The sequence below is a fragment of the Cronobacter sp. HA18003 genome, assembly GCF_011605905.1.
Lineage (GTDB): Bacteria > Pseudomonadota > Gammaproteobacteria > Enterobacterales > Enterobacteriaceae > Cronobacter > Cronobacter sakazakii.
In genome coordinates this window covers 699,270-725,029 of the sequence record NZ_JAANQO010000011.1, presented here as the reverse complement: position 1 = coordinate 725,029, position 25,760 = coordinate 699,270, and the positions used below count along the sequence as shown (strand labels likewise).

The 25,760-nt window shown below is 54.3% G+C and carries 29 protein-coding genes and 2 pseudogenes; 7 read left to right on the top strand and 24 right to left on the bottom strand.

All coding sequences use genetic code 11. The features are described from left to right. The first annotated feature begins 190 nt into the window (after positions 1 to 190). Positions 191 to 913 carry a murein tripeptide amidase MpaA gene (gene mpaA / locus G6041_RS04490; RefSeq protein ID WP_012124639.1) on the top strand — a complete coding sequence of 241 codons (723 nt, stop codon included), beginning with the start codon at positions 191 to 193 and terminating at the stop codon, positions 911 to 913. Here the strand turns inward: mpaA and ycjG are convergent. Continuing rightward, positions 895 to 1,893: an L-Ala-D/L-Glu epimerase gene (gene ycjG / locus G6041_RS04485; protein WP_012124638.1), complete on the bottom strand. Its 999-nt coding sequence runs from the start codon at positions 1,891 to 1,893 to the stop codon at positions 895 to 897. The two genes, mpaA and ycjG, sit on opposite strands and share 19 nt — an antisense overlap. Positions 1,894 to 2,029: 136 nt before the next feature. Here ycjG and tpx point away from each other — a divergent pair, with 136 nt between their 5' ends. Then, on the top strand, positions 2,030 to 2,536 hold the full coding sequence (gene tpx / locus G6041_RS04480; RefSeq protein ID WP_004387306.1) for a thiol peroxidase: 507 nt from the start codon (positions 2,030 to 2,032) through the stop codon (positions 2,534 to 2,536). A 51-nt stretch (positions 2,537 to 2,587) separates the two neighbouring features. Here tpx and tyrR read toward each other — a convergent pair whose 3' ends face one another. From tyrR to G6041_RS04465, 3 genes are all read right to left on the bottom strand, one after another. Further along, a complete protein-coding gene (tyrR, locus tag G6041_RS04475) occupies positions 2,588 to 4,150 on the bottom strand; it encodes a transcriptional regulator TyrR (protein ID WP_041460491.1) in 1,563 nt (520 codons plus the stop codon). Between the two features lie 148 nt (positions 4,151 to 4,298). Beyond that, entirely contained in the window at positions 4,299 to 5,342 is a 1,044-nt protein-coding gene (locus G6041_RS04470) for a YcjF family protein (RefSeq protein WP_007868161.1), read from the bottom strand. Continuing rightward, entirely contained in the window at positions 5,339 to 6,739 is a 1,401-nt protein-coding gene (locus tag G6041_RS04465; RefSeq protein WP_012124636.1) for a YcjX family protein, read from the bottom strand. The genes G6041_RS04470 and G6041_RS04465 overlap by 4 nt, the downstream gene beginning before the upstream one ends. 162 nt (positions 6,740 to 6,901) lie before the next feature. On the opposite strand from G6041_RS04465, the gene G6041_RS04460 reads away from it, so the two are divergent. Continuing rightward, entirely contained in the window at positions 6,902 to 7,894 is a 993-nt protein-coding gene (locus tag G6041_RS04460) for a LacI family DNA-binding transcriptional regulator (protein ID WP_041460490.1), read from the top strand. Positions 7,895 to 7,943: 49 nt separating this feature from the next. Here G6041_RS04460 and G6041_RS04455 read toward each other — a convergent pair whose 3' ends face one another. The 5 genes and pseudogenes from G6041_RS04455 to G6041_RS21370 all read right to left on the bottom strand — a co-directional run. Beyond that, positions 7,944 to 9,026: an ABC transporter ATP-binding protein gene (locus G6041_RS04455; RefSeq protein WP_012124634.1), complete on the bottom strand. Its 1,083-nt coding sequence runs from the start codon at positions 9,024 to 9,026 to the stop codon at positions 7,944 to 7,946. Positions 9,027 to 9,041: 15 nt separating this feature from the next. Next, positions 9,042 to 9,719: a beta-phosphoglucomutase gene (gene pgmB, locus G6041_RS04450; RefSeq protein WP_012124633.1), complete on the bottom strand. Its 678-nt coding sequence runs from the start codon at positions 9,717 to 9,719 to the stop codon at positions 9,042 to 9,044. Continuing rightward, positions 9,716 to 11,950: a glycoside hydrolase family 65 protein gene (locus G6041_RS04445; protein ID WP_012124632.1), complete on the bottom strand. Its 2,235-nt coding sequence runs from the start codon at positions 11,948 to 11,950 to the stop codon at positions 9,716 to 9,718. Before G6041_RS04445 ends, pgmB begins: the two co-directional genes overlap by 4 nt. Next, the gene (locus G6041_RS04440; protein WP_041460489.1) at positions 11,947 to 12,999 is read right to left on the bottom strand and encodes a Gfo/Idh/MocA family protein; all 1,053 of its coding nucleotides are present in this window, start codon (positions 12,997 to 12,999) and stop codon (positions 11,947 to 11,949) included. The genes G6041_RS04445 and G6041_RS04440 overlap by 4 nt, the downstream gene beginning before the upstream one ends. A 15-nt stretch (positions 13,000 to 13,014) precedes the next feature. Continuing rightward, positions 13,015 to 13,188, bottom strand: a pseudogene (locus G6041_RS21370) (TIM barrel protein); the annotation flags it as partial. A gap of 349 nt (positions 13,189 to 13,537) precedes the next feature. Here G6041_RS21370 and G6041_RS04430 point away from each other — a divergent pair. Further along, positions 13,538 to 13,864 carry a four-helix bundle copper-binding protein gene (locus tag G6041_RS04430; RefSeq protein ID WP_015386679.1) on the top strand — a complete coding sequence of 109 codons (327 nt, stop codon included), beginning with the start codon at positions 13,538 to 13,540 and terminating at the stop codon, positions 13,862 to 13,864. A 704-nt stretch (positions 13,865 to 14,568) separates the two neighbouring features. On the opposite strand, the gene G6041_RS21650 is transcribed toward G6041_RS04430, so the two are convergent. The 5 genes from G6041_RS21650 to G6041_RS04405 all read right to left on the bottom strand — a co-directional run bounded on the left by G6041_RS21650 (position 14,569) and on the right by G6041_RS04405 (position 18,155). Then, positions 14,569 to 14,664 (bottom strand): hypothetical protein, encoded by a 96-nt coding sequence (locus G6041_RS21650; protein ID WP_369598761.1) that lies wholly within the window; start codon positions 14,662 to 14,664, stop codon positions 14,569 to 14,571. A 326-nt stretch (positions 14,665 to 14,990) separates the two neighbouring features. After that, complete coding sequence (locus G6041_RS04420) at positions 14,991 to 16,172, bottom strand: gp53-like domain-containing protein (RefSeq protein WP_012124628.1); 1,182 nt, start codon at positions 16,170 to 16,172, stop codon at positions 14,991 to 14,993. Positions 16,173 to 16,229: 57 nt separating this feature from the next. Then, the gene (locus tag G6041_RS04415) at positions 16,230 to 16,802 is read right to left on the bottom strand and encodes a YmfQ family protein (protein ID WP_012124627.1); all 573 of its coding nucleotides are present in this window, start codon (positions 16,800 to 16,802) and stop codon (positions 16,230 to 16,232) included. Then, a complete protein-coding gene (locus G6041_RS04410) occupies positions 16,793 to 17,902 on the bottom strand; it encodes a baseplate J/gp47 family protein (protein ID WP_236908637.1) in 1,110 nt (369 codons plus the stop codon). Before G6041_RS04410 ends, G6041_RS04415 begins: the two co-directional genes overlap by 10 nt. Then, a complete protein-coding gene (locus G6041_RS04405; protein WP_084999403.1) occupies positions 17,817 to 18,155 on the bottom strand; it encodes an HNH endonuclease in 339 nt (112 codons plus the stop codon). The genes G6041_RS04410 and G6041_RS04405 overlap by 86 nt, the downstream gene beginning before the upstream one ends. Before the next feature lie 123 nt (positions 18,156 to 18,278). Here G6041_RS04405 and G6041_RS04400 point away from each other — a divergent pair, with 123 nt between their 5' ends. Both G6041_RS04400 and G6041_RS04395 read left to right on the top strand, forming a co-directional pair. Then, positions 18,279 to 18,794, top strand: a complete 516-nt coding sequence (locus tag G6041_RS04400; protein ID WP_071818047.1) for a DUF2778 domain-containing protein — start codon at positions 18,279 to 18,281, stop codon at positions 18,792 to 18,794. A 268-nt stretch (positions 18,795 to 19,062) separates the two neighbouring features. Beyond that, positions 19,063 to 19,383 carry a hypothetical protein gene (locus G6041_RS04395; protein ID WP_012124613.1) on the top strand — a complete coding sequence of 107 codons (321 nt, stop codon included), beginning with the start codon at positions 19,063 to 19,065 and terminating at the stop codon, positions 19,381 to 19,383. A 44-nt stretch (positions 19,384 to 19,427) separates the two neighbouring features. Here the strand turns inward: G6041_RS04395 and G6041_RS21645 are convergent. Both G6041_RS21645 and G6041_RS04385 read right to left on the bottom strand, forming a co-directional pair. Further along, positions 19,428 to 19,619: pseudogene (locus G6041_RS21645) on the bottom strand (lysis system i-spanin subunit Rz); the annotation flags it as partial. Positions 19,620 to 19,658: 39 nt separating this feature from the next. Next, on the bottom strand, positions 19,659 to 19,778 hold the full coding sequence (locus G6041_RS04385) for a lysis system i-spanin subunit Rz (RefSeq protein WP_108637838.1): 120 nt from the start codon (positions 19,776 to 19,778) through the stop codon (positions 19,659 to 19,661). 136 nt (positions 19,779 to 19,914) lie between these two features. Here G6041_RS04385 and iraP point away from each other — a divergent pair, with 136 nt between their 5' ends. After that, positions 19,915 to 20,259: an anti-adapter protein IraP gene (gene iraP, locus G6041_RS04380; protein WP_041460487.1), complete on the top strand. Its 345-nt coding sequence runs from the start codon at positions 19,915 to 19,917 to the stop codon at positions 20,257 to 20,259. Between the two features lie 795 nt (positions 20,260 to 21,054). On the opposite strand, the gene G6041_RS04375 is transcribed toward iraP, so the two are convergent. The 8 genes from G6041_RS04375 to G6041_RS04340 all read right to left on the bottom strand — a co-directional run bounded on the left by G6041_RS04375 (position 21,055) and on the right by G6041_RS04340 (position 25,216). Next, on the bottom strand, positions 21,055 to 21,405 hold the full coding sequence (locus G6041_RS04375; RefSeq protein WP_012124610.1) for a hypothetical protein: 351 nt from the start codon (positions 21,403 to 21,405) through the stop codon (positions 21,055 to 21,057). Then, complete coding sequence (locus G6041_RS04370) at positions 21,405 to 21,890, bottom strand: lysozyme (RefSeq protein WP_015386656.1); 486 nt, start codon at positions 21,888 to 21,890, stop codon at positions 21,405 to 21,407. The genes G6041_RS04375 and G6041_RS04370 overlap by 1 nt, the downstream gene beginning before the upstream one ends. Continuing rightward, positions 21,890 to 22,105, bottom strand: coding sequence for a class II holin family protein (locus tag G6041_RS04365; RefSeq protein WP_007793917.1), 216 nt, complete (start codon positions 22,103 to 22,105; stop codon positions 21,890 to 21,892). The genes G6041_RS04370 and G6041_RS04365 overlap by 1 nt, the downstream gene beginning before the upstream one ends. A gap of 747 nt (positions 22,106 to 22,852) precedes the next feature. Next, positions 22,853 to 23,086 carry a hypothetical protein gene (locus G6041_RS04360; RefSeq protein ID WP_012124608.1) on the bottom strand — a complete coding sequence of 78 codons (234 nt, stop codon included), beginning with the start codon at positions 23,084 to 23,086 and terminating at the stop codon, positions 22,853 to 22,855. A gap of 133 nt (positions 23,087 to 23,219) precedes the next feature. Then, positions 23,220 to 23,915, bottom strand: coding sequence for a bacteriophage antitermination protein Q (locus tag G6041_RS04355; protein WP_038859070.1), 696 nt, complete (start codon positions 23,913 to 23,915; stop codon positions 23,220 to 23,222). Next, positions 23,912 to 24,274 carry a RusA family crossover junction endodeoxyribonuclease gene (locus G6041_RS04350; RefSeq protein ID WP_012124606.1) on the bottom strand — a complete coding sequence of 121 codons (363 nt, stop codon included), beginning with the start codon at positions 24,272 to 24,274 and terminating at the stop codon, positions 23,912 to 23,914. Before G6041_RS04350 ends, G6041_RS04355 begins: the two co-directional genes overlap by 4 nt. Next, positions 24,271 to 24,567, bottom strand: a complete 297-nt coding sequence (locus G6041_RS04345; protein WP_012124605.1) for a hypothetical protein — start codon at positions 24,565 to 24,567, stop codon at positions 24,271 to 24,273. The genes G6041_RS04350 and G6041_RS04345 overlap by 4 nt, the downstream gene beginning before the upstream one ends. A gap of 193 nt (positions 24,568 to 24,760) precedes the next feature. Next, positions 24,761 to 25,216, bottom strand: coding sequence for a YbcN family protein (locus tag G6041_RS04340; protein WP_012124603.1), 456 nt, complete (start codon positions 25,214 to 25,216; stop codon positions 24,761 to 24,763). Between the last annotated feature and the right edge of the window lie 544 nt (positions 25,217 to 25,760).

The window sequence follows — 25,760 nt, the reverse complement described above, 5'->3', positions numbered from 1 at the left end:
GGAATTATTTGTTGGATGAATATAAATTGCAAACCACAGACCGCGATTTTGCGCGCTCACCCCGCGTCAGATCAAAGCGTTAAAGCCTGTACGCTTAAATAACGCGCAATGGGCAAACCACCGTCAGGCTGTTGAATTTCGGTCAAATGTCGTCAACACTCCTGTTATCACCTTTTGATGGCGACACACGATGAACACGCTGACTCCGCTTCGACCGCGCGCCCGGCGCGGCGCTTTACCTGACGATGCCAGGCGTTATGGCGAATCGGCGCTCGGCGCGCCGCTGCTCTGGTTCCCGGCACCCGAAGCGCAGCACGCGCCGGGCCTTATCATCGCCGGCACGCACGGTGATGAAAACGCGGCGCTGGTGACGCTCTCCTGCGCGCTGCGCACGCTGGAGCCCGCGCACCGGCGGCATCACGTGGTGCTGGCGGTCAATCCGGACGGCTGTCAGCTCGGCCTGCGCGCCAATGCCCGCGGGGTCGATCTCAACCGCAATTTTCCGGCGGCCAACTGGCAGCCGGGCGAAACCGTCTATCGCTGGAACAGTGCGGCCGAGGCGCGCGACGTGACGCTCTCCACCGGCGAAAAGCCAGGCTCGGAGCCGGAAACCGCCGCGCTGTGCCAGTTAATTCACCAGCTTAAACCCGCCTGGGTGGTGTCGTTTCACGATCCACTGGGCTGTATAGAAGATCCGCAGCAGACGCCGCTGGGCCGCTGGCTCGCCGACGCGTTCGGCCTGCCGCACGTCACCAGCGTCGGTTATGAAACGCCGGGTTCGTTTGGCAGCTGGTGCGCGGATCTGGGCTTGACCTGTATCACCGCCGAGTTTCCGGCCATCTCCGCCGACGACGCCACCGAGCGTTATCTGGCGCCGATGACCGCATTGCTGCACTACGACGATGAAAGCTGAGGCCCGACGTCAGAATGTAGATAGAGCTGACCGGGCGTAAAGCGTAAGGGAGGCTCAACATCCACCGCAAGCCAGGTCGGGCCGTCGAGATCGGTAAAGCGCATTTGCGGGATCAGCGGCAGCGCGGCACCGATGGCGCGCGAGGTGCAGAGCATACAGCCGAGCATCAGCCCGAATCCTTCCTCCGTCGCCTGACGCGCGAGCGCCAGGGCTTCCGTCAGACCGCCGGTTTTATCGAGCTTAATGTTGATCATTTCGTAGCGCCCGGCGAGCGTCTTCAGGCTGCTGCGCGTGTGGCAGCTTTCATCGGCACAGATGGGCAGCGGATGAATAAAATTTTCCAGCGCGCGGTCATCGGACGCCGGTAGCGGCTGCTCCAGCATCTGCACGCCGAGATCCGCCAGCAGTTGACAGCGCGCTGCCAGCCCTTCCGCATGCCAGGATTCGTTGGCATCGACAATCAGCGTCGCCTCCGGCACCGCACCGCGAATGGCGACCATCCGCTCGGTAATAAAGGTGTCGTCGAGTTTGATTTTCAAAAGCCGCGCGCCCTTTTCCCACAGCAGCGCGGCGTTGCTCGCCATCTGTTCCGGCGCGCCCAGCACGACCGTCTGGGCGGTGGTGTGCTGCTCCGGCAGCGTGACCTGTAAATACGCTTCCAGCGTGTCGCCCGCGCGGCGCGCGTCGAGATCCCAGAGCGCGCAGTCGACAGCGTTGCGCGCAGCACCCGCGGGCAGTAATTTCTGCAGCCCGGCCCGATCCAGCCCCGCTTCGAGCTGCGGCACCACAGTCATGATTTGCGCCATCACCGAGGCGACACTCTCGCCGTAGCGCGGATACGGTGTACATTCGCCCACCGCCCTCACGCCGTCCTCTTCCAGCTCCACCACAACCACCACCGCTTCGCTGCGGCTGCCGCGGGCAATCACAAACGGCGAATGGAGCGGCCAGGCTTCCTGATACACTTTTACGCTTCTCATTATTTTCCTCGCAACGGGCTTTGCCTCAGTATAGCGACTGGAAAGTTAGCCTGCCGGGACAGTTTTTTATATTCATCCCCCGCGGGATCACATACACTAGCGGCGACGTTAACTATATGTAAACAGGAAGATAACTATGTCACAAATCGTCTATTTCCAGGGCAATCCGGTTTCCGTAGTGGGTCAGATCCCGCAGGCAGGCAGCAAAGCGGCGCCGTTCAGCCTGGTGGCAAAAGATCTGTCTGACGTTTCACTGAGCCAGTTTGCCGGTAAGCGTAAAGTACTGAACATTTTCCCAAGCATCGACACCGGCGTTTGCGCCGCGTCCGTGCGCAAATTTAACCAGCTGGCAACCGGCATGGAAAACACCGTTGTACTGTGCGTTTCCGCCGACCTGCCGTTCGCGCAGTCCCGCTTCTGCGGCGCGGAAGGCCTGAGCAATGTCATCACGCTCTCTACGCTGCGTAACCCGGAATTCGCCAAAGAATATGGCGTGGGCATTGAAGAAGGCGCGCTGAAAGGCCTGACCGCTCGCGCGGTGCTGGTCCTGAATGAGAACGATGAAATCGTATTCAGCGAGCTGGTGAATGAAATCACCCACGAGCCGAACTACGACGCGGCGCTTAACGCACTGAAAGCGTAATTTGCCGATAAAAAAAAGCCTCCGCATGCGGAGGCTTTTTTGTTGGCGGCGTTACTCTTCGCCCTTGCGCTGGCTTAAGCCATATTCGCGAAGCTTATTGGCGATGGCCGTATGCGAGACGCCCAGTCGTTTGGCGAGCTTACGGGTACTCGGATAGCTGCGATAAAGCTGCGTCAGTACTGAGCGCTCAAAACGGCGTGTGATGTCGTCAAGCGAGCCTTCCATCGCCTCTTCGCCTACCGGCAGCGCGGCGGCGTCGAAATCCGGCAGCAGGATATCCTGCGGGCGCAGTTCATAGCCTTCAAGCTGCGTGAGCGCGCGGTAGATCGCGTTTTTCAACTGGCGCACGTTGCCCGGCCAGCCGTAGCGGGTCAGCACCTGCCCGAGATCGCCTGCCAGTTTCGGGCGCGGCACGCCCTGTTCATCGGCAAAGCGCGCCACGAACATCTCCGTCAGCGGCATGATGTCCTGCGGGCGGTCGCGCAGCGGCGGCAGATTCAGCGTCAGCACGTTGAGCCGATAGTAAAGATCTTCGCGAAACGCGCCTTTTTGCACCAGCTCCACGAGATTTTTCTGCGTCGCGCAGATAACGCGCACATCCACATGCACCTCATGCTCTTCGCCGACCCGACGGAACGTGCCGTCGTTAAGAAAGCGCAGCAGTTTAGCCTGCATACGCGGCGACATCTCGCCAATTTCATCAAGCAGCACCGAGCCGCCGTTAGCCTGTTCGAAGAAGCCTTTTTTCCCTTCATGGGCATTGGCGTAAGCGCCCGGCGCGTGACCGAACAGCTCGCTCTCCACCACATCTTCAGGTATAGACGCGCAGTTCAGCGCCAGATAAGGCTTATCGGCGCGCGGGCTTGCCAGATGGCAGGCGTGCGCCAGCAAATCTTTACCGGTGCCGGTGTCGCCGGTGATGAGCAGCGGCGCGTTCAGCATCGCCAGTTTGCGCGCCTGATCCACCACCTGTTTCATGCGCGGGCTAACCGCGATGATATGGCTGAACGCATGGAGATCGAGGCTGGTCAGATTCTGCAACTGGCGGCCCATACGCACGGTTGAGCGCAGCATCGCGACCGCGCCGGTCAGCACGCTGGTGCCGCTCTCTTCTTCCAGATGTACCGGCGTGATTTCCAGTACAAAATCCTGACCGTTAATCACCACGTGTTCGGTGTGTGATTCCACCGGGCTGCTTTCCAGCCAGCGCTGGAAGTTAAAACCGCTGATAAGGCTCGCGGCGTTATGGTTGCGCAGGCGCGCCTCATTCTGGCCGAACAGCGCGCAGCTCGCCGGGTTCGCCAGCTCGATTTTGCATTTCATATCCACCGAAAACACCGGTTCCGGCAGTGCCTCCAGCAACGCGCTCAGCGAGCGGTGCTCACGCTCGGAGGGCATCCACGGCACGGTGCGCACGTCGGTAACGCCTGGAATACGGCGGATTTCCGCCATCAGGCTACTGAAGGCGTTAAATTCCAGCGTGGAAAAATTGAGATAGATTCGCCCGATCGGGTCAATTTCGATGCCGCGTAAATCGATACTGCGCAGCACCAGGAGATCGAGCAACTCACGGGTCAGACCGAGGCGGTCCTCACAAAACACTTCAAGACGCATGGCAGCACCTTCACGCATTGATCCAACGAATGGCGAGATAATACTTCAGTTGCCACTACCGGGGGAGTGGTCTGTCAACAAAAATTGACAGAGTGCGGAAAAATGCGGCGTCATGCTGTAAACCTGAACAGGCAGGACGCCGTTGGGGTTACTCTTCGCGCTTTTGTTTCAGAAGCGTGACTTTAACTTCACTTAACAGCTGGCGGCGGAAATCGCCGAGGCGCGGCTTGTCATCTTCCGTCCAGGGCAGCGGGCGGCACAGCTCCATCGCCTTCACGCCGAGACGCGCGGTCAGCAGCCCCGCACCCAGCCCCTGCGCCACGCGGGCGGAGACGCGTGCGGCAAGATCCTGTGACATCCAGTCGAGCCCAACCTCACGCACCATCTCGCTCGCGCCCGCGAAAGCCATATTCAGCAGCACCAGACGAAACAGACGAATGCGGCTGTAATAGCCAAGCTCGATGCCATAGATGGTCGCGATGCGGTTGACCAGACGCAGGTTGCGCCAGGCGATAAACGCCATATCCACCAGCGCCAGCGGGCTCACCGCAATCATCAGTGTCGATTCCGCCGCCGAGCGGCTGATGGCGCTGCGGGCCTGGCTGTCCAGCACCGGCTGAACGATATGCGCGTAAAGCGTCACCACTTCGCGATCGCTGTGGGTTTCATGAATCGCGGCATGCCAGCGCGCCAGCGCCGGATGCCCCTGCGTGAGCCCGGCCTGGCTCGCCAGCTTTTCGCAAAACGCGCGCGCCTTGCCGCTGCCGTGGCTCGCCAGCAGCTCGCGCGCCTCATCGCGTTCTTCTGCCCGTTCGCGCAGGCGATACAGCCGCCGCCATTCGCTCGCAAGCGCGCCGACGCCTGCCGCCACAATCAGCCCGCCTGCGACGCAGCCGCCGAGCGCTATCCAGTCGCGCGTGTACCACGCATTTGCCGCCCACTGCACGCCCTGCGCCACGACGCTTACGCCAAACAGGCCAAGCCCGGCCACCACCATGCGCCGCCACAGGCTGCGCCGGGGTTTGAGCGCGTTTTCTACCACGCGCTCGGGCGCGTCTGCGGCAAGCGTCTCATCCTCAACGGCCGGTACAAACGCCTGCGCCTCGTCAAACGCCTGAGTGGCGCGAAGCGTCGGCCCTTCTTCCGGGCGCAGCGGCTCGTCAAACTCACGGCGCGGTTTAATCTCGCTCATCGCAGCTTATCTCCTGTTAAAAATTCCAGCACCGCGTCCAGGCGGATATGCGGCAGCGGCCGGTCAACGTCCATCACGCGCGGGCGAAAGGCTTCGAACTGAAAACCCTGCTGCTGCCAGAACGCGCTGCCCGGCAGCCGCGCGGGCACATCGCCTGGGTAAATGGTCAGCGGCGCGCCGTCGCTTAAGCGGTTGCCACGCAGCGCCGGCACGCTTTCGCCGTGGCTCTCCACCATGCCGCTTTCCGTTGCCTGTATCGAGGCGATGCCCATGCAGTCCATTTCGATACCTTCAAACGCGGCGTTCTGCCACGCTTCCTGCACCAGTTGCGAGAGCAGCGATACCAGATTCGCATGCTGATCGTGCGTGACGTGATCCGCTTTGGTGGCGGCGAAAAGCAGTTTGTCGATCACCGGCGAAAAGAGACGCCGGAACAGCGTGCGCTGGCCGTAATGAAAGCTTTGCATGAGTTGCGTCAGCGCCAGGCGCATATCATTAAATGCCTGCGGCCCGCTGTTGAGCGGCTGAAGACAATCCACCAGCACTATCTGGCGGTCGAAACGCACAAAGTGCTCCCGGTAAAAACCTTTAACCACCTTTTCGCAGTAGTAGTGGTAGCGCTCGCGCAGCATGCCAATGTTGGTCTGTTTGCCCGCCTGCGCCAGTTTTGTCTCGCCAACCTCATCCACACCTGGCCACGGGAAGAACTGCAACACCGGCGCGCCCGCCAGATCGCCCGGCAACACAAAACGCCCCGGCTGGATAAAGTGCAGCCCTTCGCGTTTGCACTGCATCAGGTACTCAGTCCAGGCTTCCGCTATCTCCGCCAGACGCTTTTCATCGCCCGGCGCCAGCGGATCGAGCCCTTCGCACAGCCTGCGCCAGCGCTGCGCCCAGACAGCCCTGTCGCCCTGCAGCAGGCCCGTCATCTGGCGCGACCAGGTGAGATAGTCCTGCGCCAACATGGGCAGGTCGAGCAACCATTCACCGGGGTAATCGACGATATCGAGATAGAGCGTGGAGGTATCTTTAAAATGGCGCAGCAGCGATTCACGCGAACGATAGCGCAGCGCGAGCCGTATTTCGCTCACGCCGCGCGTCGGCGTCGGCCACGCGGGCGGCGTACCGAAAAGTTGCGCCAGCCCTTCGTCATAGGTAAAGCGCGCGACGCCCATATCCTGCTGCGGTACCCGGCGCACGCCGAGCAGTCGCTCCTCGCGTACCGGCGAAAAGAGCGGCAGCCGCGCCCCGCTGTTGACAGACAGCAACTGATTCACCAGCGCGGTGATAAAGGCCGTTTTGCCGCTGCGGCTAAGCCCCGTGACCGCCAGGCGTAAATGTCTGTCGACGCTGCGATTCATCAGCGCCTGCATTTCACTCTGAAGTTGTTTAATCATATCCCTGCCCGATGCGTTTATTTCCTCTGATCATAACAGTAAGGCTAAGGCGCGGCGATTCAAGCCCCGCTGACGCCGATTTACAAAAACGTGGCGCATGGACACTGCTCTGTGGCTTCAGTAAGATAATTTTGTTTATGCGATGTGATGGAGCACGGACGAATGTCCCCGACCATTTACGATATTGCCCGCGTGGCGAACGTGTCTAAATCAACGGTGTCGCGCGTTCTGAATAATCAGACCAATATTTCCGACGCCGCGCGCGAGCGGGTATTAAAAGCGATTGAAGAATTACATTATCAGCCGAATAAAATGGCGCGCGCGCTCACCTCATCCGGGTTTGATGCGATTATGGTGATTTCCGCGCGCTCCACTAAAACGACGGCCGGTAATCCTTTTTTCTCTGAAGTGCTGCACGCGATAATGGCTCGCGCGGAAGAAACCGGCTTTGACGTTATTCTGCAAACGTCCCGCAATAGCGACGATGACTTACAGAAATGCCTGACACGCATTCGCCAGAAAATGATTAAAGGGATTATTATGCTGAGCGCGCCAGCAGATGAAACCTTTTACGAAAAGCTCGATGAATGCGCCGTTCCGGTGGTGGTCATCGGTAAAGTCGCGGGGAATTATCAGCATATCGCCTCCGTCGATACCGATAATTATCACGACAGCATTGCGCTGACCGATACGCTTGTCGCGAGAGGTTGTCAGCGTATCGCCTGCCTGCACGCGCCGCTGGATTATCATGTCTCTGTTGACCGCCTGGCCGGGTTTCGCGCAAGCCTCGCCAGGCATCAGCGGCCTGATGACAGCACGCTTATCGTTGATGGCGGCTACACCCAGCAAAGCGCGCTGGATGCGGCGCACCGCCTGCTAACACTCCCTGAACCGCCTGACGCCATCTTCGCCACCGACAGCCTGAAACTGATGAGCGTCTACCGCGCCGCCGCCGAGCGCGGCATCCCGATCCCGGATGTGCTGACGGTGGTCGGTTACAGCAACGAAACGCTCTCTTTCCTGCTCGCCCCGCCGCCCGGCGGAATTAATGTTCCCATCCGTCAGTTAGGCGACGTCAGCAGCGCGCTACTTTTCTCCCGTATCGCCGGTGAGCCTGTTCCGGCCCGTACGTTAATACCTACAACCCTAATCTGAAAAAATAAGCTCCGCCTGACGCGGAGCTTATTTTTCGTCGGTATGAGACTCAGGCGATTGCGATTTCCGTCTCGCTGTCGAAGACGTGGCATTTATTCATATCAAAGGCGATATTAATACGCTGTTCGGCCTGATAATCTTTATCCGCGTTTGCGCGCACCACCATTTCATGCCCGCCGACGGTCGCATAAAGCATAAATTCCGCGCCGGTTAATTCTGCAACGGTAATTTTCGCTTCGACTGCGTCATCGCTGGTAGCGCCGGGGAAAATATCTTCCGGGCGAATCCCTAATATAACGGCTTTACGCTGATAGCCGCTGTCATTGAGCCGCGCAAGTTTATTTACCGGCAGCGGCAGCTTCAGCGTTTCCGTCACGAAATAGTCGCCGTCGATCGCCCCGCGAATAAAATTCATGGCGGGCGAGCCAATAAAACCGGCCACAAACAGATTCGCCGGATGGTTATAAACTTCTTTCGGCGCGCCGACCTGCTGCACGATACCGTCTTTCATGATGACAATTCTTGTGGCCATCGTCATCGCTTCGGTCTGATCGTGGGTCACATAGATCATGGTGGTGTTGAGCTTCTGGTGCAGCCGGGTTATCTCTGCACGCATCTGGACGCGCAGTTTGGCGTCGAGATTCGAGAGCGGCTCATCCATCAGAAAGACGCCCGCCTCGCGAACAATCGCGCGCCCCAGCGCCACACGCTGGCGCTGGCCCCCGGAAAGCGCACCCGGCTTGCGCTTCAGGTATTCTTTCAGCCCGAGAATTTGCGCCGCCCAGGCGACGCGCTCCTCAATAATCTCTGGCGCCACCTTCTGCATCTTCAGGCCGAACGCCATATTGTCATAGACCGTCATATGCGGGTACAGCGCGTAGTTCTGGAATACCATCGCGATATTGCGCGCTTTGGCGGGCACGTCGTTCATCCGCACGCCATCAATCAGCAGATCGCCACCGCTGATGGCCTCAAGCCCTGCGATCATGCGCAGCGTGGTGGATTTCCCGCAGCCTGACGGCCCGACAAAAACGATAAACTCTTTATCGGCAATCTCCAGATTGAAGTCTTTAACGACGTGAACCTGGTTGTCATAAATCTTCTGAATATGTTGTAGAGAGAGTTGAGCCATAATCTGTCCTTGTTATCAGCGCGCCGTGGCGCACCGTTGTTGATTCCAGAGCGCGTGCAGTCGCGGCCAGGTGAGCTCTGCGGTGTTATCCAGCCGCAGCTGCGCGCCGCGCAGCTCTGCGCCGATGCCTACGGACGCCATGCCACAGGCGTTGATAGCGTCAATACCCGCCTGCGCATCCTCCACGCCGATACAACGCGCCGCCGCCACGCCAAGCCCGGCGCAGGCGGCGAGAAAAATCTCTGGGTCAGGCTTGGAGTGCATAAGCCTTGCGGCGTCGGCGCAGAAGTCGAACTGTGCGGCAAGGTCGAGCGCCTGCAAAATCGCGGGCGCGTTGAGCGACACCGATGCCAGCCCGATACCGATGCCCTCCCGGCGCAGCGCCGCCAGCAGCGAGGCGATGCCCGGCAGCACTGCCTTCGGCGTTAGCGTGCGTAATGATTCAACGTAAAGCGCGTTTTTGCGCGTGGCGAGTGACGCTTTTTCCGCCTCGCTGAAGGCATCGGCTTTACCTCCCCAGGCGAGAATGCGCTCCAGCGAGCCCATCCGACTGATGCCCTTGAGCTGCTGATTAAACTGCTCGTCGATGGCGATCCCTATGTCTGCCGCCACCTGCCGCCAGGCGACAAAGTGCAGGTGGGCGGTGTCGGTAATCACGCCATCGAGATCGAAAATCACGGCGTCCGGTTTCATTTCGCCTCCCTGCGCGCGCTGTCCGGCAGAGGGAAAACACGCTCGCCGTGAATTTCCTGCTCCGTATCATTAATGAACATCCTGACGGCGTGAGCACTTCTGACCGTCAGAGACGCCTGCGTTATCTCAAAATGAAGCTGCTGCCCCTGCCAGCAGAAGGGAAACGCCAGACGACGCCACTGCGCCGGAAGTGACGGTGTCACATAAAGTTCCCCTTCTTTGACGCTGACGCCTGCGAACCCCACGACTGCGCCAAGCCAGATGGCACCGGTCGCGGCCGCATGAATACCGTCATCGCTGCTGTGCGGCGCATCGCCGAGATCGATCTCACAGCCGGCGCGCCAGAAGCCATACGCCTCATTGCGCCGCCCGCAACGGGCCGCGACGATGCCGTGAATGGCTTTGCTGAGTGAAGAATCATGAATGGTACGCGGCTCGTAGTAGTCGAGATTCGCCGCCACCGTCGCGCTATCAAACCGCCACGGCAGCATATAGAGCAGCATCACCACATCCGCCTGCTTGAGGATCTGCATCTCGTTCACTTCCGCCCGCGAGTAATCAAGCAGCACCGACTGGCTGCCCGCACTTGCACGGTAGCGCGTAAGATCAATGGTCGGTTTACCAAAGAACGTATCGTCTTGCGGAATAACGCCATCTTCGCGCGCCACAGGCAGATACAGCCGCGCGAGAAAATCGTCGCACTGCGCCGTCAACGCGTCGTCCGGTATACCGAAACGGCGGCGGATATCCCGCGCCAGCGCGACATTGTGGTGTGCCAGATAGCTGGTGTAAGCGTTGTTGTTAATGTGCTCGGTGTATTCATCGGGGCCGATGACATCGTGCAGCTCCAGCCGCCCGTTAACGTCCTGCGCACGGCTCAGCCAGAAGCGCGCGGTCTCTTCAAGCAGTTTGCGACCTTCCTTCGCCATAAACATATCGTCACCCGTCGCCTGCCAGTACGCCGCCACCGCCCAGGCGATATCGGCCACCAGATGATGCTCGGCAAGCGCAGAGGCCACCTTCTGGCGCAGGCCGGTGCGGATGTTGATCGCCGCGAATTCGGGCGTCTCTTCCTCGCCGGTGCGCGCGCTCTCCCACGGGAAGAGCGCTCCCTGCCAGCCGCCGCGTGCGGCCTTACGCTTCGCACCGGCCAGGTTCAGCCAGCGATAGCGCAGAAGCTGGCGCGCGACTGCGGGCGCGGTATGCAGGTGAAACGGCAGCAGAAACACTTCCGTGTCCCAGAAGACGTGCCCTTTATAGCCTTCGCCGGTCAGACCTTTGGCGGCGATGCTACTGCGCTCGTCGTGGCGCGGCGTCATGGCATGCAGGTGATAAAGCGCGAAATCGAGCGCCTGTTGATCCTGACGTCTATCGCTTTCGACCTCGACGCGCGCCTGTTGCCACCAGACGCGACGGGCCGCGGAGGATTCCGCCAGCAGTGCGTCATAACCCATTGTGGCGCATTCACGCAGCGCAGCCAGCGCCGCGCTATCATCCGGCGCGTCAAGCGACGCGCTGACCCAGGCGCATTTCTCAAGCGTGAAGCTTTCGCCCGCAGCGAGCTTTTGCTGACTGTGCTGCAACAGCCGGCGGTTTTTCGCCGAAAAGCTCACCTGCGCCTGAGCATTCACACGACAGACGCAGCCCAGCGTCACATCCGAGACGTTATCGAGCGTGCGGTAGCGCGCCTGAAGGTAGCTGTTTTCAAAAACGCGCAGTTCACGCTCTGCCAGGTGCTGACGCCCGCTGTTGGTCTGGGTGGCGTCGATGCCCGTCGCCACGCGCACGGTGGCCGCGCTATCAACAGGCGTAATGGCAAGCCGCAGGCAGAACAGCCCAAGCCGCGTGGCGGAGATAAAGCGCTCGCTTTTGAGCGTAAAACGCTGCCCGCGTGGTGAACGCCACTCGACGGTGCGTGTCAGTTCCCCGCTTGCAAAGCAGAGCTCACGGCGATAACGCAGAATCTCACCACTCAGCAGGCTAAAAATTTCGCCGTTAAGCTCAATGTCCATTCCGACCAGATCCGGCAGATTGACCAGCTCTGTGGTTTCACCCTCGCCTGCCCTGTGGTAAAGCCCGGCTAAAAACATGCCGCGCGTCTGGGTGGTGTAGGCTTCTTCATGCGTGGCGCGCACGCCCAGCGCGCCGTTGCCGGCGGCCATCAGCGTGGCGTATTTATTGTGGTAATGCGGATCGAAGCGCGCTTCGACCAGCGTGGTTAATGGATTCATAGCTCAACACACTTCCCTGTTTCTGCCGCCTGATAGATGGCCGCCACCAGCCGCTGGATCTGCCAGCCCTGCTCGCCGTCTGCAACGGGTGTGGGTTTGCCCTGCACACGGTCAAGAAACGCTTCCATGCTGCGCTGGTGACGTCGATCGTCTGCCTTTTCGCGCTGCATTAACGTCAGCAGCTCGCCGTCGCAGTCCTGATAAATGTGCGCCGGAAAGAGCGTCGCCCCCGCTTTGTCGCCGCAAAACTCAACGTTCATCTGCGACTGCGGGGCGATGTTGAGCGCAAACGAGGTTTCGAGCCGCAGGATGTTGCCGCTGGCAAACTCCACTGTGGCGAACAGCGCGTCTTCTACCGTGTATTGTTGCGGATCCCAGCGGCCAAACTGGCCGCTGCTTTTGGTGGTGCCAAGCTTCTGGAACGTATGCGCGGTCACGCGCGCTACCCGCGGAAACCCGAGCACAAACAGCGCCGCATCCAGCATATGAATGCCGATGTCGATAAGCGGCCCGCCGCCCTGTAGCGCTTTGTTGGTAAACACGCCCCAGCCCGGCACGCCGCAGCGCCGCAGCGCCCGCGCATTGGTGACATACACGTCGCCAAGCGTACCGCTCGCTACCTGTTCGCGCAGCAGTTGCGTATCGCGGGCGAAGCGATGGTGGAAATCGTAGGCCAGCACTTTACCGGACCGCCGGGCGGCCTGGCGCATCTCGTCCGCCTGTTCGGGCGTCATGGCGGGCGGCTTTTCACACATCACATGACACCCCGCCGCCAGCGCCTGCATCACATGTTCATGATGAAAACGGTTCGGCGAGCAGACGCTGACCACATCCGGGCGCACCTCTGCCAGCAGCGTGGCGACATCGGTGAAAACGTGCCTGATGGCGTGGCGTTCTGCGAACGCCTGCGCCTGTTCAGGGCGGCTGTCGCAGACAGCCACCAGTTGCACCTCTTCACGCGTGCGGTAAAACGAGGCATGAACGTTATCCGCCACCTGACCGGCACCAATAATGGCCACCTTCAGCGGCGAGGTTTGATGAGCACTCATTTCGCACGCCGCCTCTTAACACTGACGCAGGAAGTCAAGCGACTGCCGGTAGGCCTGCGCCGGGTCGTCGGCCCGGATGCGGCATTCATAGACGATATAGCCGTCATAGCCATCAGCGCGCAGTTGATCGAACGCGCTGCGAAAATTAATCGCCCCGCTGCCCGGCTGGTAGCGATGATTGTCGGCGATAAGGGAGGGATGGGGCGGAGTTTCGGAAATTTACCGTATTTTCTGTGCTGAATGGGCCTTGTTAAGCGCTTAACCGGTTCGTTTTATGTTCATATTTGGGACATTTATGATACTCATGTGTCCCATATATGCCCCACGGTTTGACCTATCATTCTCGGCTATAGCAAGTGGTACAAAGCTATTACATGTGCCTAATCCTGTTGTCAGCTTTGTGCCAGGAGCGGACATTGGAACTTTTGCATTTAAAATCATAGAGGTGAAATATTGAAAAGGTTATTAACTAATTCCAATATTGCATAATCAGTTATCTCTTCCATGCTTAATACGTAACTTTAACTGAGGAGAAATTATGTTAGACGAATACAAAAAATGCATCGAAGCCTGTTATCTATGCGCAACTGCATGTGATAACTGTGCTGCTTCGTGTCTCGAAGAAGAGAACCTGGAGATGATGCGCGAGTGCATAAAACTGGATATGCAGTGTGCAAATATCTGCCGTCTTGCAGCTCAGTTCATGGCGCTAAATAGCGATTCAGCTCAGGCGCTCTGCCGTCTTTGCGCTGATGTTTGTCAGAAGTGCGGCGATGAGTGTGGAAAGCATGAACATGACCATTGCCAGGAATGCTCCAGAGCTTGTCATCACTGCGCCGAACAATGCCGAAAGATGGCCGCCTGAGAAAAAATCCAAATTACTAAACCCGCTTCGGCGGGTTTTTATAATCCCGTAGGGAAAATTCAGCAGGATGAGATTAAGAGTACAGGCGGGAAATGGATCTATTCGTAAGTGTCATCCTCAACGACAAATGCTTGCACAGATTATTTAAATGGCTCAATGCCCATTTTTCGCTAAAAGCGGACATTAAATGATGCCATACAAGTGCTTAAAGCACGTTATCGTCATACGACCAGTAAGACTGCTACTTCGCGTAAACGTCCCATTGACGCTCCCCAACCCGCTTCAGACAGTAGTGATCGTAACGCTGTGTCCGGAGTTGCTGAATGCGCTCTTTCGCCTCTTCTCCATTTCCTTCAAAAATGAAATCGTGCTGATCACAGTTGAGTTTGACTGGTAAAGCCCTTCTGAAATGCTGTGTGCTGGAAGCCGATGGTGTAAGCATGTACGCGATCAATGCAATAAGCATAAATCCGCCGCCAAACAGAATAATTAAGAATAATTTTGCGCCGGCAGTAAGCCTGGGAAACATAAAAATACCCACTTAGTTTTTGTGGGCACACTACCAGCATGGCGGCAACTTTTGAAATTGGTACTGTAGATCAATAAGACAATATTGATCGCTTTCACCGATCAATATGATGCGAGACCAGTACAAGAAGACACCGCCCGAAGGCGGTGCGCAACTCAGCTTTAGCCCCAACGGGTTAGACAGGCTTTACAGGCCAAGTGATTGCCTTAAAACTTTGCCCATCACTAACGCAGGTAAAGCTCAACGCCTTCACTTTGCGAATGTACTCCATCCACCGTGACAGTCTGGCCTTGTCTGCATCAGGAAGTGCACCAAGCATCAACTCAATACCCAGTCCGAAGTTACGCTATGAGCTTGTGATAGCAGTATCTGACGCCGTGTTTCAGCTTGCGCCCGCCAGTCGATTGTCGGTTGAATCAACTTAGGTTGTCCCGTTTCATACGAAATAATGATTCTCCCGTCTGCCTGCCATTCATTTAAAGAGTTATAAAGATCGTCCCTTATGGGGGCATCATTGGACAGTGCTCCGGAAGCTCGATAATCAATCTCCAGCGATACCGAAAAAAAGGATTGAGCCCATAAAATATGCCCTAATGATTAATAACCCACTGCGAAAAAATAAGCCATTGTCTCGCCACTGCCTGCAATATAGTTAAAGGCAGTGCGGTCGATTAGCTGCGCGTATATATTCTGATCATGGAAACTTCCCGCCCATGCAAGAGTAAGCTGAACGTTAAGACAAGCATTAGGAAATGCTACAGGAAAAGCTATTTTTGTAGAATCTCCAGAGCGACGAGCAACTCCCCACTGAAAGATCAGCCCTGTCGAACCATCCTTAAACCAGCCATTAGAAGCCCTGTTTGCAGTGTTTTTAGCTTGATAACGGGCGTCAAAATTACTCCAGTTAGAGGGGGTTATTATACCCGAAACAGCCACACCACCAGCAACAAGAGAAATAGAGGAATTGGTAAGATAGTTACCCCAAGTTACGTTGTCGGAATTATTGGAACCCTGCCCAAGATAAAAATGATTGGTGTTGTCTGACTTACGACCAAAGAAATAGTAACCGTTGTTAGCCGTTTTAGGCTTAATAGTCACTGATCGCGCATCTCCGGTAATTTCTACGAACCCGTTGATGACGCCGCCCGCGCTCGTAAGGTCATACTCCCACGACGACCAGGCTTTACTGTCTCCTCTGTAATACCGGCGGTAACAGACATTCGAGGTGTAAGGGCGATATTCCTGTGTACACCCTTCGGAGCTGCCAGCGCCATTCTGAATAACGTCCAGCGCTCCGGCAACGTTCGTCGGATAACCATTCGCTGCTGTAGCGTTTGCCGTGTATTGCTGATAATAGCGCCCGTATTTTGAGCCAGTCAGCGTGTCCAAGTGGGCAGTACCCAACTGCCTACCATTAGGAATGGCGTTAACGTCGAAAGCCGTCACGCTGTCTTTTAGCGCCAACTTTCCGAGACCGAGGTTTTTCCGCGCCTGCTCGACGTCGTCGACGTCTGAAAGATTGTTCTTAATCAGGAGCGCCAGATCATGCTTTGCCTGAATCATCTTGTCGATGGCGGCGGAGAGCTGCGCACGGTCACTTTTTTTTAGCTGAATCCCGGCTCCCTCAATCACAGCGCAGATCTCTTCCTGCACCGAATCGAAAAAGGTCTCGTCAAGCTGCGTCGCCGGAACGCCGAGCGTCGGGTCGCCAGCCGTAAAGCCGTTTTTGCCCGCGCCGAATTTGCCCTGCTGTGCTGTGGGGGTATCTATACGATGCAAAGTAATTACCTCATAAAAAAACCCCGCCGGAGCAGGGTTAACTGGAAAGGAAGCGCTTTATTCCGTGTACGCGAACACGACTTCGGTATGAGAGGGCGAAACCTTGTTAATCACGCATTCAATGACCGTATCGCCCCACGTGCGAAGGCTGCCAACGCAACTGGAAGTGCATGTCATGACCTCAATCGTCGCGAGCGTCGGAATATTCACCTGCCACAAATAGCGGTAGTCGTCGTCCGTGGCGATATCCGGGCGAGGATTCTCCGCCTCGTTTTGATACTGTGTGATTGAAACAGACCGATAGCCGAGCGCATCGAGCTGTCGCCGGTAAAACGCCTCGTTAATGCCGCCGTAACCGTTTACCTTTGCCGCCAGTCGCCGCTGTCGCTGCGAGAGGGTTTGCGTCTCTTCAATGGTGCATTCATCAGGCAGCCCGCATAACGCCTCGTAACGGTCGAGGAGCTGCACCGCCGCCCCCGGATCAATCTCGCGCATTAATGCCGACGACTGCGCATGTACCCGCGCCAGAGACGGCGCGAGCCCTTCGAGGAGGGGATTATTCCCCTCCCAGGCGGGGCCAGGCGGTAAAAGCCGTTTTAACAGGCGGGTATATTCGTCCTCTACAGCCACGTAACCTCCTCAATATCGAGATAGGAGTTATCCGTCGCGGTCTTGCCTTTGTACTCGACAGTAACCCGGACATGAACTGTCCCCGGAGCAATGCCGGTTGCTTTCACGCCGCTGTTATCTGCACTCGGGGTAATGACGCAAAGGGTCGACGGGTCAGGCTCGCCCTCGCCTGCCGGGACAAAGTCCCAGGTGATGTTAACCCCATCCAGCGACGGCAGATTCTCAGGCGTGAAGGTGGCGGTCGCGAATGCGTCCGGGCTGTCCGGCAGCGTGACGGGGTTCGGTGAGAACGAATTCAGGGCGACATCTATTTCAACGTCAGATTCGTTGTAGTTCGACCACGTTATCTCCCCGATAACCGGTAATTCATAGGTGCCGAGCTCTACGTCTTTCGCTGGCGAAATCAGGCGGTGCGCGAACTGGTCAGTCGCCAGGCTGATCGCCTCACTGATACGAGAAAGATAAATCTTTCCTGACGGCTCGCCGTCCCTGAACAACGCCGATTTAATCTCTTTCGTTACCGCTGCCCTGATTGCCGGAGTATCTTTAGCAAGCGCGATTTCGAAGTCGATTTTTCTCAGCGTCGGCGGGAAAACAAACAAGCCTGAACCGGCCACCGGCGCAAGCGGAAGAATGTACTGTTTAACCGCGTCGATTAACGTCTCATCCGGCACCGGATTATCTAAGTCGCTGTTAGCAGGCATCACGCCAACCGTCCCGCGTCCGGCATGATGGCGGAACACCCAGGCGCGGGTGATCCCCGCGACGTCAGTCGCCCATATCCGGTAATCGGCATCCGCGCCGCCCTGTGGCGTGTAGTACCAGCGCGCCATGATTCGCGAACGCCAGTCCTCCAGCGTTTCTAAATCCGTTCCACCTTCAACCGACTCCGCATAGCATGTTGAAGAAAGTCCCGCGACTGGCGTCATCAGGCGAAGCGGCGTTTTGTCATCAAGGTTCCCGCCTGTGCCAGCGTCAACCGCTTCAATCAGTGCGCGAAGAACTCCCTCATCGTTATCGCGCAGTCTTAGCCTTGTGATGTTCAGAGCAAATGCATTCGAGATTACTCGGGTCGTCTGTGCCCCCGTGAGCTTTAGCAATGATATGGTCGACGCTTGAACCGGGACGAATGACGCCCTCACGCTTACAGGTCTGACACAACCCCTTGTCACGCTTGATAACTATGTTCCTTACCTTGCGCCACTCTGCGCCATAGCCTCGCTGTGTTGCTGTGCGCCCGTTGTTATAGCGTTCCCAGCCAGCACTTTTATGCGCTTCGCAATATCCGCTTCTGTCTGTAGTTGATTTACCACATCCACGTTTTCGGCAAGCTTTAGGTGTCTTTGGGGGCATAAATACTCCTTTAAGAGAAGAACCAAATAAGGCAAACAGACCTGCCGGGTTTGGTAGGTAGGCTAGAAACCCAATGTCTGAGGTGCTTTAATGCTTTGCTTTTTTCTCAAGGAAGGTGTGGTTATGGCATTAAAAGGGAAGTTCATACTCAATGAAGCAGATTTTGCACCTCTCACTATTTATGGTGTTGGAACCTTCTTGGCCTTTTCAGGCAACGGTGAATATCGTAACCGTAGCAACAGCACGACAACGCCTGACAACGGCCCTATTCCAGAAGGTAAATACTGGATAGTTGACCGACCAGAAGGAAACTGGAAAAACGGGCTTCGCTCGTGGGCTATAGATACACAGCGAACTTACTGGGATGGTGTACCCACGGATCACTCTACGTGGTTCGCACTATACCGTGATGATCGTGGTATTGACGACACAACCTGGATTAACAATGTTCGCCGAGGTTCGTTTCGCCTACACCCAGGTCGTCTCTCGTTAGGATGTATTACTCTGGCCCACAGCAGTGACTTTGAGATCATACGCAAAGCGCTTCTTAATACTGAACAGGTTCGAGTTCCTTGCATGAAAAGTCTCATGACATATGGTTGTATTGAGGTGGTCACGAATGCCAACGATCGCCCGTAGAGCTTTAAAAGTTGTCTTTTTTATTGTGCTGTCGATGTTGGTCGGGCGAAGTTTCGACATTTATTCCCTTGTCAGCACTGATACGGCCATTAGTCTGTCATATAAGCTATTTGGTGAGGGTGGGCAGGAGAATGTCGAAATGGCTTACGTGATAATCGATACCGTAGCCATTGTAGTGCTAACGTCCATTATTTACGTGATAGTGATGATGGTACTTCGCCGCTTTTTGAAATCATCAAAATAGAACTAATAGCAGAAGACCTTGCCAATGAAGAAGATTCAGCTTTTCACGCTCATCACTGGTGTAGTAATGCTTTCGGGATGTTCCGCTTTTCAAAAGCATCATGGTATCAATTGGGGCAATGGATCGTGCCCTGCCCTCGCTGCAAATCAAATCCAAAATGGCACCCTCAAAATTGAAGATGGCCGGACACTGAAATGCCAGATAAGACCTTATGTTAGTAATATGGCTTGTCAGGGCATAACTGACCGCACGAATGCTGATGGCGTCGTGTGCCAGAATGGCATGGGCGACACCGCACTTTTCATTTTCGATGAAAAAGGTGTGCTAAAAAATCACAGATTATGATTAAAGCTTTTTTATAGGAACGTCCCTCACATCCCTTGTAATGGTCATTTCAAACACCGCTCTGTTATGTACTGCTGCAAACCTGGAATCATGCTCCAGCTGATTTCGATTCTTTCTCTAAGGGAGAGATAATCCCGTTTAGCGGGTTCAGTAAGACGGGGAGCTCCCTCTTCCATGCCAGAGGAGCCGGGCACTCCCTTTGCTGCCCTGGTGGCACTGCGCTGCAACCGCCTACGACCAGCAGCAACAACGCGCTCAAAGTGAACGACGTTCCTCTAAGCGCCTGCCAACTCCTCCTTGGTATATTTCGCATCTATCGCAGCCACATCGCGCTGAGGGTGCCACATATCCACAATTCCATCTTTATTCAGATTTAATTGACGATTAAGTTTCATTTAAGTTGCTTGTAATTATGTGAAGGAAATCACCTGAAAAAATGCAGAATATATCCAGGCTCCTGAATATTTTAGGAAAATGTTGATTGCCCCTATTAACTGCATTGTTAATGTGAACAGGGAAAAGGAGAGCTTCATGAAAAACGTGATTTACAGCATGCTTGCAAAGATTTCCAAAATGGATGCTGAAGCTAAGCAGCTGACTGCGCAGGTAGAAGCTCAGGCTCTGCTCTTAAGTGCGATGTTAATTACGATTGGTAAAGGTGGCAGCTTTGAGGAAATGGTTGAAGCCGTTAAGCAAGCAATCAACGCAGCACTGGACTCGGAAGATAATACTTTCAAATCCGAAACGACAGTTTTGCTTACTCAGTTCAACGCGCTACTGTCGATCGCAGCCTCTCTAGATAAAAAAGATCCTGAACTTGACGTATCTGGACTCCTCAAGCTCACCTCTTCACTATCGAGCGACAAAATCCTTTAAAAGGGTCTAGTACTTCGGAAAAGACGTACCCCTAGGTGAATAAATCACGATGGCCTTTTCAATATCTTCCTGCGAAGGCTCTAGTTCAGAGATACCGATAAGATAAGGTATGCCGCTATCAGATATGTATGTTGTGATAAAAAATGTAACGGTTCTGGTTTCGTGTTTAATGGGTATATGGTGAATGGCTCTTGCACGATTTGCTATCGTCAAAATTTCGCCATTCCAGCCCTCACCGAAGAGCATGACATCATTCATAATTATTCCCAGCGAACATGGGCTAGAGAAAACCCATCTCGTTACAGAAAAGGCCACGCAAAAGCGTGGCCTTTGTTTATCGCTTAGCTGGGCTTAACGAAGTCAACACTCAGGTGCCACCGGAAAATGTCGACGTTCGGCCAATTAAACTGGCTTCAGTACCCTCATCTGGTGTTGGCAGGTGAACCGAAGTTACACGAAGCTTAACACCAAATTGGAAATAACTATCGAAAATTTTAAAACAATTGATAGTAACAATCAATGTATCGTAGATTGGCTATTTTTGGACGTTAATAGGGGGAATTAATTTAAGGCAGAGGATATGCGCACCATGTCAGATAATTCCTTGCTTTATCAGGTGATTACCCACAATAAAGACCATAAAAAAGCAAAAAACAGGGATTTATAGCTCATAAATGAGCCTATTTAAGAGAATTATACCAAGCCTGCCATCGGTATTTGTCGAGCCTTAACTGTCTTAAGCACTTTGCGGTTTCTACATCAGCCAGTAAATCTTCGTCACTGTTTCTACCAGCATTACTTGCTTTGCATGGGGGCTCCATCAAATCCGCTGAGGGAATTGGCAGCGTCGATGGCGCGCTGCCGCAACTGCACAGCATCATTGTCAAACTTACACACAGTACGATTTGGAGACTGGACATATTTAATTACATCACGATTGATAACATGGTAAACGATTTTTCCTTCGTGACTGTTGCGAGCAGCTTTAATCTCAGAAGAACGAATCATATCTTCAGCTTTTGCTTTCTTTCTTGCCGCCATCGCGTTTACGTAATCAGAGTGGGCATTCCAGCCAGCGCGCCAGGAAAGTAAACCCGTGAGCATAAAAAGCAGTACATAGATTACAAATTTTCCAATGACCTTCATTACCGATCCCACATGCAAACCTGATGTTCAACTTCTCGCCTGCTCATCAACCCTCTCCACTTCTTGCCACCAGCGTAAATCCAGCGCTTAAGCTCGTTACATGCCCCGACATAATCACCGTCGTTAAGCTTTTTCATCAGAGTAGATTTGATAGCTGCTGAGGGGCCGACGTTATAGGCAAATGAGTAGATAGCGGCGCGTTGGGTATCAGTAGTGTTTACTTTGATGTGCGGATCAATCTGGCGAGCGATATGTGTCATATCAGCTTGGGTAAGCGCATCACACTCGGCATCGGTGTAACGCTTTCCCGGAATAATGTCTTTGCCGGTATGTCCATCACAGACCGTAAGAACGCCAACCACATCCCGATAAGGCACATACTCGCGCCCTTCTAAGCCGTCTTTACCAGCAACCATTGCGGTGGCAATGGCAATAGCCCCACCGCCCACAGCTGCGACGATTCGTTGTTTTAATGCCGGGGACATCATTCTCCCCTTGCGGCTTTACGCCGATCTTCTTTGATTTTGAAATAGAGGTTGGTCAGGAAAGTAAGAAAGCCGAACACCAGACTGCCGAGTACACCAATAGCCGCCCACTGTGATGGGGAAACTTTATCGAGGAGCTGAAGCACCCAAAACCCGGCATTACCTACAGATGTACCATAGGCAATGCCTGTCGTTAATTTATCCATTTGATACATACTCTCACCTCCTCTGTTCAGGGAAGTGTTCTGTGTTAAGACAGGAGTGGAACGGAGATAAGGAAAAGGGCAAAAAAAAGCCAGCTCTGACAAGCTGGCCTTAAAATAACCTCATAAATAATAGTGCCGGGTGCTTCCCGGTGAGACTTTGACTGGCAACAAAGTCTCGCATGCTGCTCACCCTTGGACTTAGCCAGTAATGCCCCGCCGCACAGGGGGATTCACCATTAAAATTGTTGGATGTCTATCGCGCATGCCAATGCAACGATGGCAAAAATTTAGCATTGGGCCCTAAATTTTCAAGCCATTACCGATAAATAAAATTTTACCCAAAAAAAAGCCAGTTCGGCAGAACTGGCAACATGCGTGACTTCAGGACGCTCCATAGCCCTTGTTCTGTAACGTACTATTCTCCCCTGAGTTGGTCAGGTGCGGCACATCTCAATTTTAACAATGAAGATGGACTCGGCACTCAATACCGGAAGAATTCGCTACAGCTAATTATTTGCACCATGTGAGGGGCGCGCTTTAAAAGTAGCAAGTCCTGGGACGAAAAGGATCGCGGGCATTAACGAAAAAGGTTTTATTTTCATATCGTGATTATTATCAACTTTTAATTTCCGGCACGTTTGCAAAGTTGGAACGCCAGATAACATGAAAAGGCCACCTCTCACACAAAAAGCTCTATACCCAAACAACAGGGCGGTTATAGAACGTGCCTATGTTAAGGAGCAGGAGCGTATCTCTTTACTGGACGTCAAAAGAGTTTTTGTAGGAAAGCCAATCATGCCAGACGTTCTCTGGGTCAACGTCAGGATAACCACGGCTCTCATTCATTTCTAAACCGATTTCGTCAGGCATTACCATACCGACTGCATTATCGCGTAGTGTCTCAACTTCTTCTTGTGTCAGCTCGCGACCAAGTTCTTTCTCTTTTGCAGTAAGTAAAACGATAAGGGCTGGAATAAACACCAGTGCCATTTGTTGCCTCTGAAGGTATCGGTAATGGAAGCCATATTATCTGATGGCACATGTCGCAGAAACAAAAAACCCGCACAAGGCGGGTTAGATATAACAGAGGCAAAATAACATAATGCAAATAAATTTACCGGTTTTAGTTCGGTTTTGCAATAACTTGTTTGTAATTTGCTACCTTCTGCTTCGAACGTGTTTTTGATGCATCTATTACGGCCCTCTTATCCAGATAAATAAAATTGGCTCTCATCTGCGCCCACCGTGCGGCATATCCTTCCGACCACGTAGATTTTGTTACCCCAACCATCTGCGCCAGCGCATGGGCTTTGTAGCAGCCTTGCGGCTCATTTCGTAACTCGTGTTTAACGTCCTGCGCCGCCAGCCATACCAACGCACGCAAACGCTCCAGTGTCTTACCGGCGATACGCTGTCCTTTGAGTTCCTCGCTGAAAATCTCCCATCCCCAGCGTACTATCTCGACCTGATGTGCATAACGTATGTTTTCGGAGTAACACCAAAGCAGCCAGGCGCATTCGACTTCATCAAGCGCCAGTACAGCCCGACGCCAGCTCGCGGTAGCGTATTCGACGGGAAGCACCAGCGCGATTGATGAACCTTTGGCTCGGGACTGCACTCCCGGTAAGGGTGGATTATCTAAGGTAATCATGTCCCCGGTTTCCTCATCCCTAACCTTCAGGCGCTTTCGCTTGTAGCGATTCGTGGCTAATTGAGCGTTTTCTGCAAACGCAACGAGTTGCCCCTTGGTTGACCCGCTTAAATCAGCGGTCGCGGTAATGAGTTGCTGACGGATGTATTCGTAATCCTGTGCTATCACTCTTCAATCTCCGTGACTTTAATACCCAGACGTCCACCGGGAATGACTTCCCCGCGTATTACTTTCAGCTCGTCTATTTGCGAGTCGTTTTGCATGAAACCGCCCTTCTCTAGTGAGTCGCAGACCGCTTTGAGAATGTTGTCAATATCGCGGCGGCGCTTATCAGGCATGTTCGCGATAATGCGCAGCCTCAGCCGCGCAGTGATGTTTATGTCGAGCTTGAGGATATGCAGGATCTCCTGCACTGCCCGACGGTACTCGCGGCCTTTCTTATTGATGTAGGTAATGCCATTTCCACGCCGCCAGTAATCGTTAACACTTGGTGGATACGGCAATGTGAATTCATAGGTCTTTGTCATTTGGGCACCACCAGACCGCGCCGCGTTAGTTCCCGAAGCGTAAGCACGATGGCGCGGTCCATTAGTGCGCGACGCTCCTCTCTTGTCAGTTCGCTGCCGTTATCGATAGCATGATGACAGTCAACACAGAGCGCTGCCGTCAGGCTGTCATCGACCTTAAGGCCCATGCCTTTGTCCTCGTTGCGATGTGCCGCCTGTACACCCCAGCGGCGGCAAAGGACGCAACAATCTAACTGGCGAACGGCGGCCAGCCATTTAGCGCTTCGATAAATACTCTTCACACTCACCTCCACATCCGCTGTTGAAATGTAGTGTCCTGCCGTGGCGGATATTTGCTTTCCGGCAGCAGTACGCGAACAACGAACGTCTTACAGTCCGCAGAAAGAGACCGCTCCGCTTTCATACCGCGTTTGCGATACTGGCGAAGCAGCTCGTCGGCCTCTTCTGCGGTGCAATCCGAGTGTTCAAACCATCCCATACGCATGATTAAGCCTCCTGCTCTGCCCGGAGCTGCGAATATTCACAGTCCTCAGGAATAGTGAGGCGGCAACCGATGCTCAGAGCCCAAGCTTCAACTTGCGAGAGGAAGAAATGCATCTCGCCGGTATCAAGATCGGAGGTATGACGAAGAGAGCTGATAATGGTTTTCTCGCCGGTAATGACGTCAGTCATCTCGCGGCGTTCGTAACCGAGATAGGAATGCTTCAACGCGTCCTTAACCCACGCAGCGGAAGCAAAGGCTTTACCGCGCTTAATGAGATAGTCACTAATTTCAGCAAACCACATGTGCGCCAGCGCGTTCTGAGAAAGGCTGCGAGTTTCGCGCCAGGGTTTGATGATCAGGCGGTAGCAATCACCATTAGCTAGTAGCGGCTGCAATTGCTGGCCGATGGAAGCGAAGTTGGATTTGTGAAGGCGAATGCCGTCTTTGGGTAAATTCACGCTGCACCTCCGTAGAGGTCGAACGCTGGATATACGAGAGCACTGGTCGCAATTGAGAGTACGATCAGTATAAAGATGAAGAGTTTTTTAGAATCAATCTGCGCCATAAATTCCCTTCCATGGCACAGCGTTACTTAGCAAGTTGTTCAGACTTGAGTAGCTATTTTACTTCAACCAGAAGTAGGAATCACCCTTCTTTGCCGCCATTGATATAATATCTTTCAGCGCTTTAAAGAGCAAACGAACTTATTTTTTCTTAAAAACACATGTCGCCAATCATTATAACTTTTCCTAGTAAGTAGTACGCGCAGGGGAGATTTCTTTTTTCCAGATGGTAACTATGCCCGTAATTATTTTTGTATTTAAGCAATCAATGATTGCTAAACCGCATTCAGAATGGTCTAAGTTAACTACTTGCACCTGTTAATCTCTGAGATAACGATGTAACAAAAAGAAAGTAATCAGGCACGATTAATTATGATCCAAGAGTAATTAAGAAGTAAGCAGCACTATACAATAAAAAATGAGATGGCAAACAATAACC

What these genes read in the sequence shown, in the direction of transcription:
- G6041_RS04430 (WP_015386679.1), top strand. Translation starts at nt 13,538, where the DNA reads ATGTTAGACGAATACAAAAAATGCATCGAAGCCTGTTATCTATGCGCA.
- G6041_RS04385 (WP_108637838.1), bottom strand. Translation starts at nt 19,778, where the DNA reads ATGAAACTTAATCGTCAATTAAATCTGAATAAAGATGGAATTGTGGAT.
- G6041_RS04455 (WP_012124634.1), bottom strand. Translation starts at nt 9,026, where the DNA reads ATGGCTCAACTCTCTCTACAACATATTCAGAAGATTTATGACAACCAG.
- G6041_RS04405 (WP_084999403.1), bottom strand. Translation starts at nt 18,155, where the DNA reads ATGCCCCCAAAGACACCTAAAGCTTGCCGAAAACGTGGATGTGGTAAA.
- G6041_RS21650 (WP_369598761.1), bottom strand. Translation starts at nt 14,664, where the DNA reads ATGGAGTACATTCGCAAAGTGAAGGCGTTGAGCTTTACCTGCGTTAGT.
- tyrR (WP_041460491.1), bottom strand. Translation starts at nt 4,150, where the DNA reads ATGCGTCTTGAAGTGTTTTGTGAGGACCGCCTCGGTCTGACCCGTGAG.
- G6041_RS04470 (WP_007868161.1), bottom strand. Translation starts at nt 5,342, where the DNA reads ATGAGCGAGATTAAACCGCGCCGTGAGTTTGACGAGCCGCTGCGCCCG.
- G6041_RS04465 (WP_012124636.1), bottom strand. Translation starts at nt 6,739, where the DNA reads ATGATTAAACAACTTCAGAGTGAAATGCAGGCGCTGATGAATCGCAGC.
- G6041_RS04445 (WP_012124632.1), bottom strand. Translation starts at nt 11,950, where the DNA reads ATGAATCCATTAACCACGCTGGTCGAAGCGCGCTTCGATCCGCATTAC.
- G6041_RS04395 (WP_012124613.1), top strand. Translation starts at nt 19,063, where the DNA reads ATGAAGAAGATTCAGCTTTTCACGCTCATCACTGGTGTAGTAATGCTT.
- tpx (WP_004387306.1), top strand. Translation starts at nt 2,030, where the DNA reads ATGTCACAAATCGTCTATTTCCAGGGCAATCCGGTTTCCGTAGTGGGT.
- G6041_RS04400 (WP_071818047.1), top strand. Translation starts at nt 18,279, where the DNA reads ATGGCATTAAAAGGGAAGTTCATACTCAATGAAGCAGATTTTGCACCT.
- iraP (WP_041460487.1), top strand. Translation starts at nt 19,915, where the DNA reads ATGAAAAACGTGATTTACAGCATGCTTGCAAAGATTTCCAAAATGGAT.
- G6041_RS04370 (WP_015386656.1), bottom strand. Translation starts at nt 21,890, where the DNA reads ATGTCCCCGGCATTAAAACAACGAATCGTCGCAGCTGTGGGCGGTGGG.
- G6041_RS04375 (WP_012124610.1), bottom strand. Translation starts at nt 21,405, where the DNA reads ATGAAGGTCATTGGAAAATTTGTAATCTATGTACTGCTTTTTATGCTC.
- mpaA (WP_012124639.1), top strand. Translation starts at nt 191, where the DNA reads ATGAACACGCTGACTCCGCTTCGACCGCGCGCCCGGCGCGGCGCTTTA.
- G6041_RS04350 (WP_012124606.1), bottom strand. Translation starts at nt 24,274, where the DNA reads ATGACAAAGACCTATGAATTCACATTGCCGTATCCACCAAGTGTTAAC.
- ycjG (WP_012124638.1), bottom strand. Translation starts at nt 1,893, where the DNA reads ATGAGAAGCGTAAAAGTGTATCAGGAAGCCTGGCCGCTCCATTCGCCG.
- G6041_RS04440 (WP_041460489.1), bottom strand. Translation starts at nt 12,999, where the DNA reads ATGAGTGCTCATCAAACCTCGCCGCTGAAGGTGGCCATTATTGGTGCC.
- G6041_RS04460 (WP_041460490.1), top strand. Translation starts at nt 6,902, where the DNA reads ATGTCCCCGACCATTTACGATATTGCCCGCGTGGCGAACGTGTCTAAA.
- G6041_RS04365 (WP_007793917.1), bottom strand. Translation starts at nt 22,105, where the DNA reads ATGTATCAAATGGATAAATTAACGACAGGCATTGCCTATGGTACATCT.
- pgmB (WP_012124633.1), bottom strand. Translation starts at nt 9,719, where the DNA reads ATGAAACCGGACGCCGTGATTTTCGATCTCGATGGCGTGATTACCGAC.
- G6041_RS04360 (WP_012124608.1), bottom strand. Translation starts at nt 23,086, where the DNA reads ATGGCACTGGTGTTTATTCCAGCCCTTATCGTTTTACTTACTGCAAAA.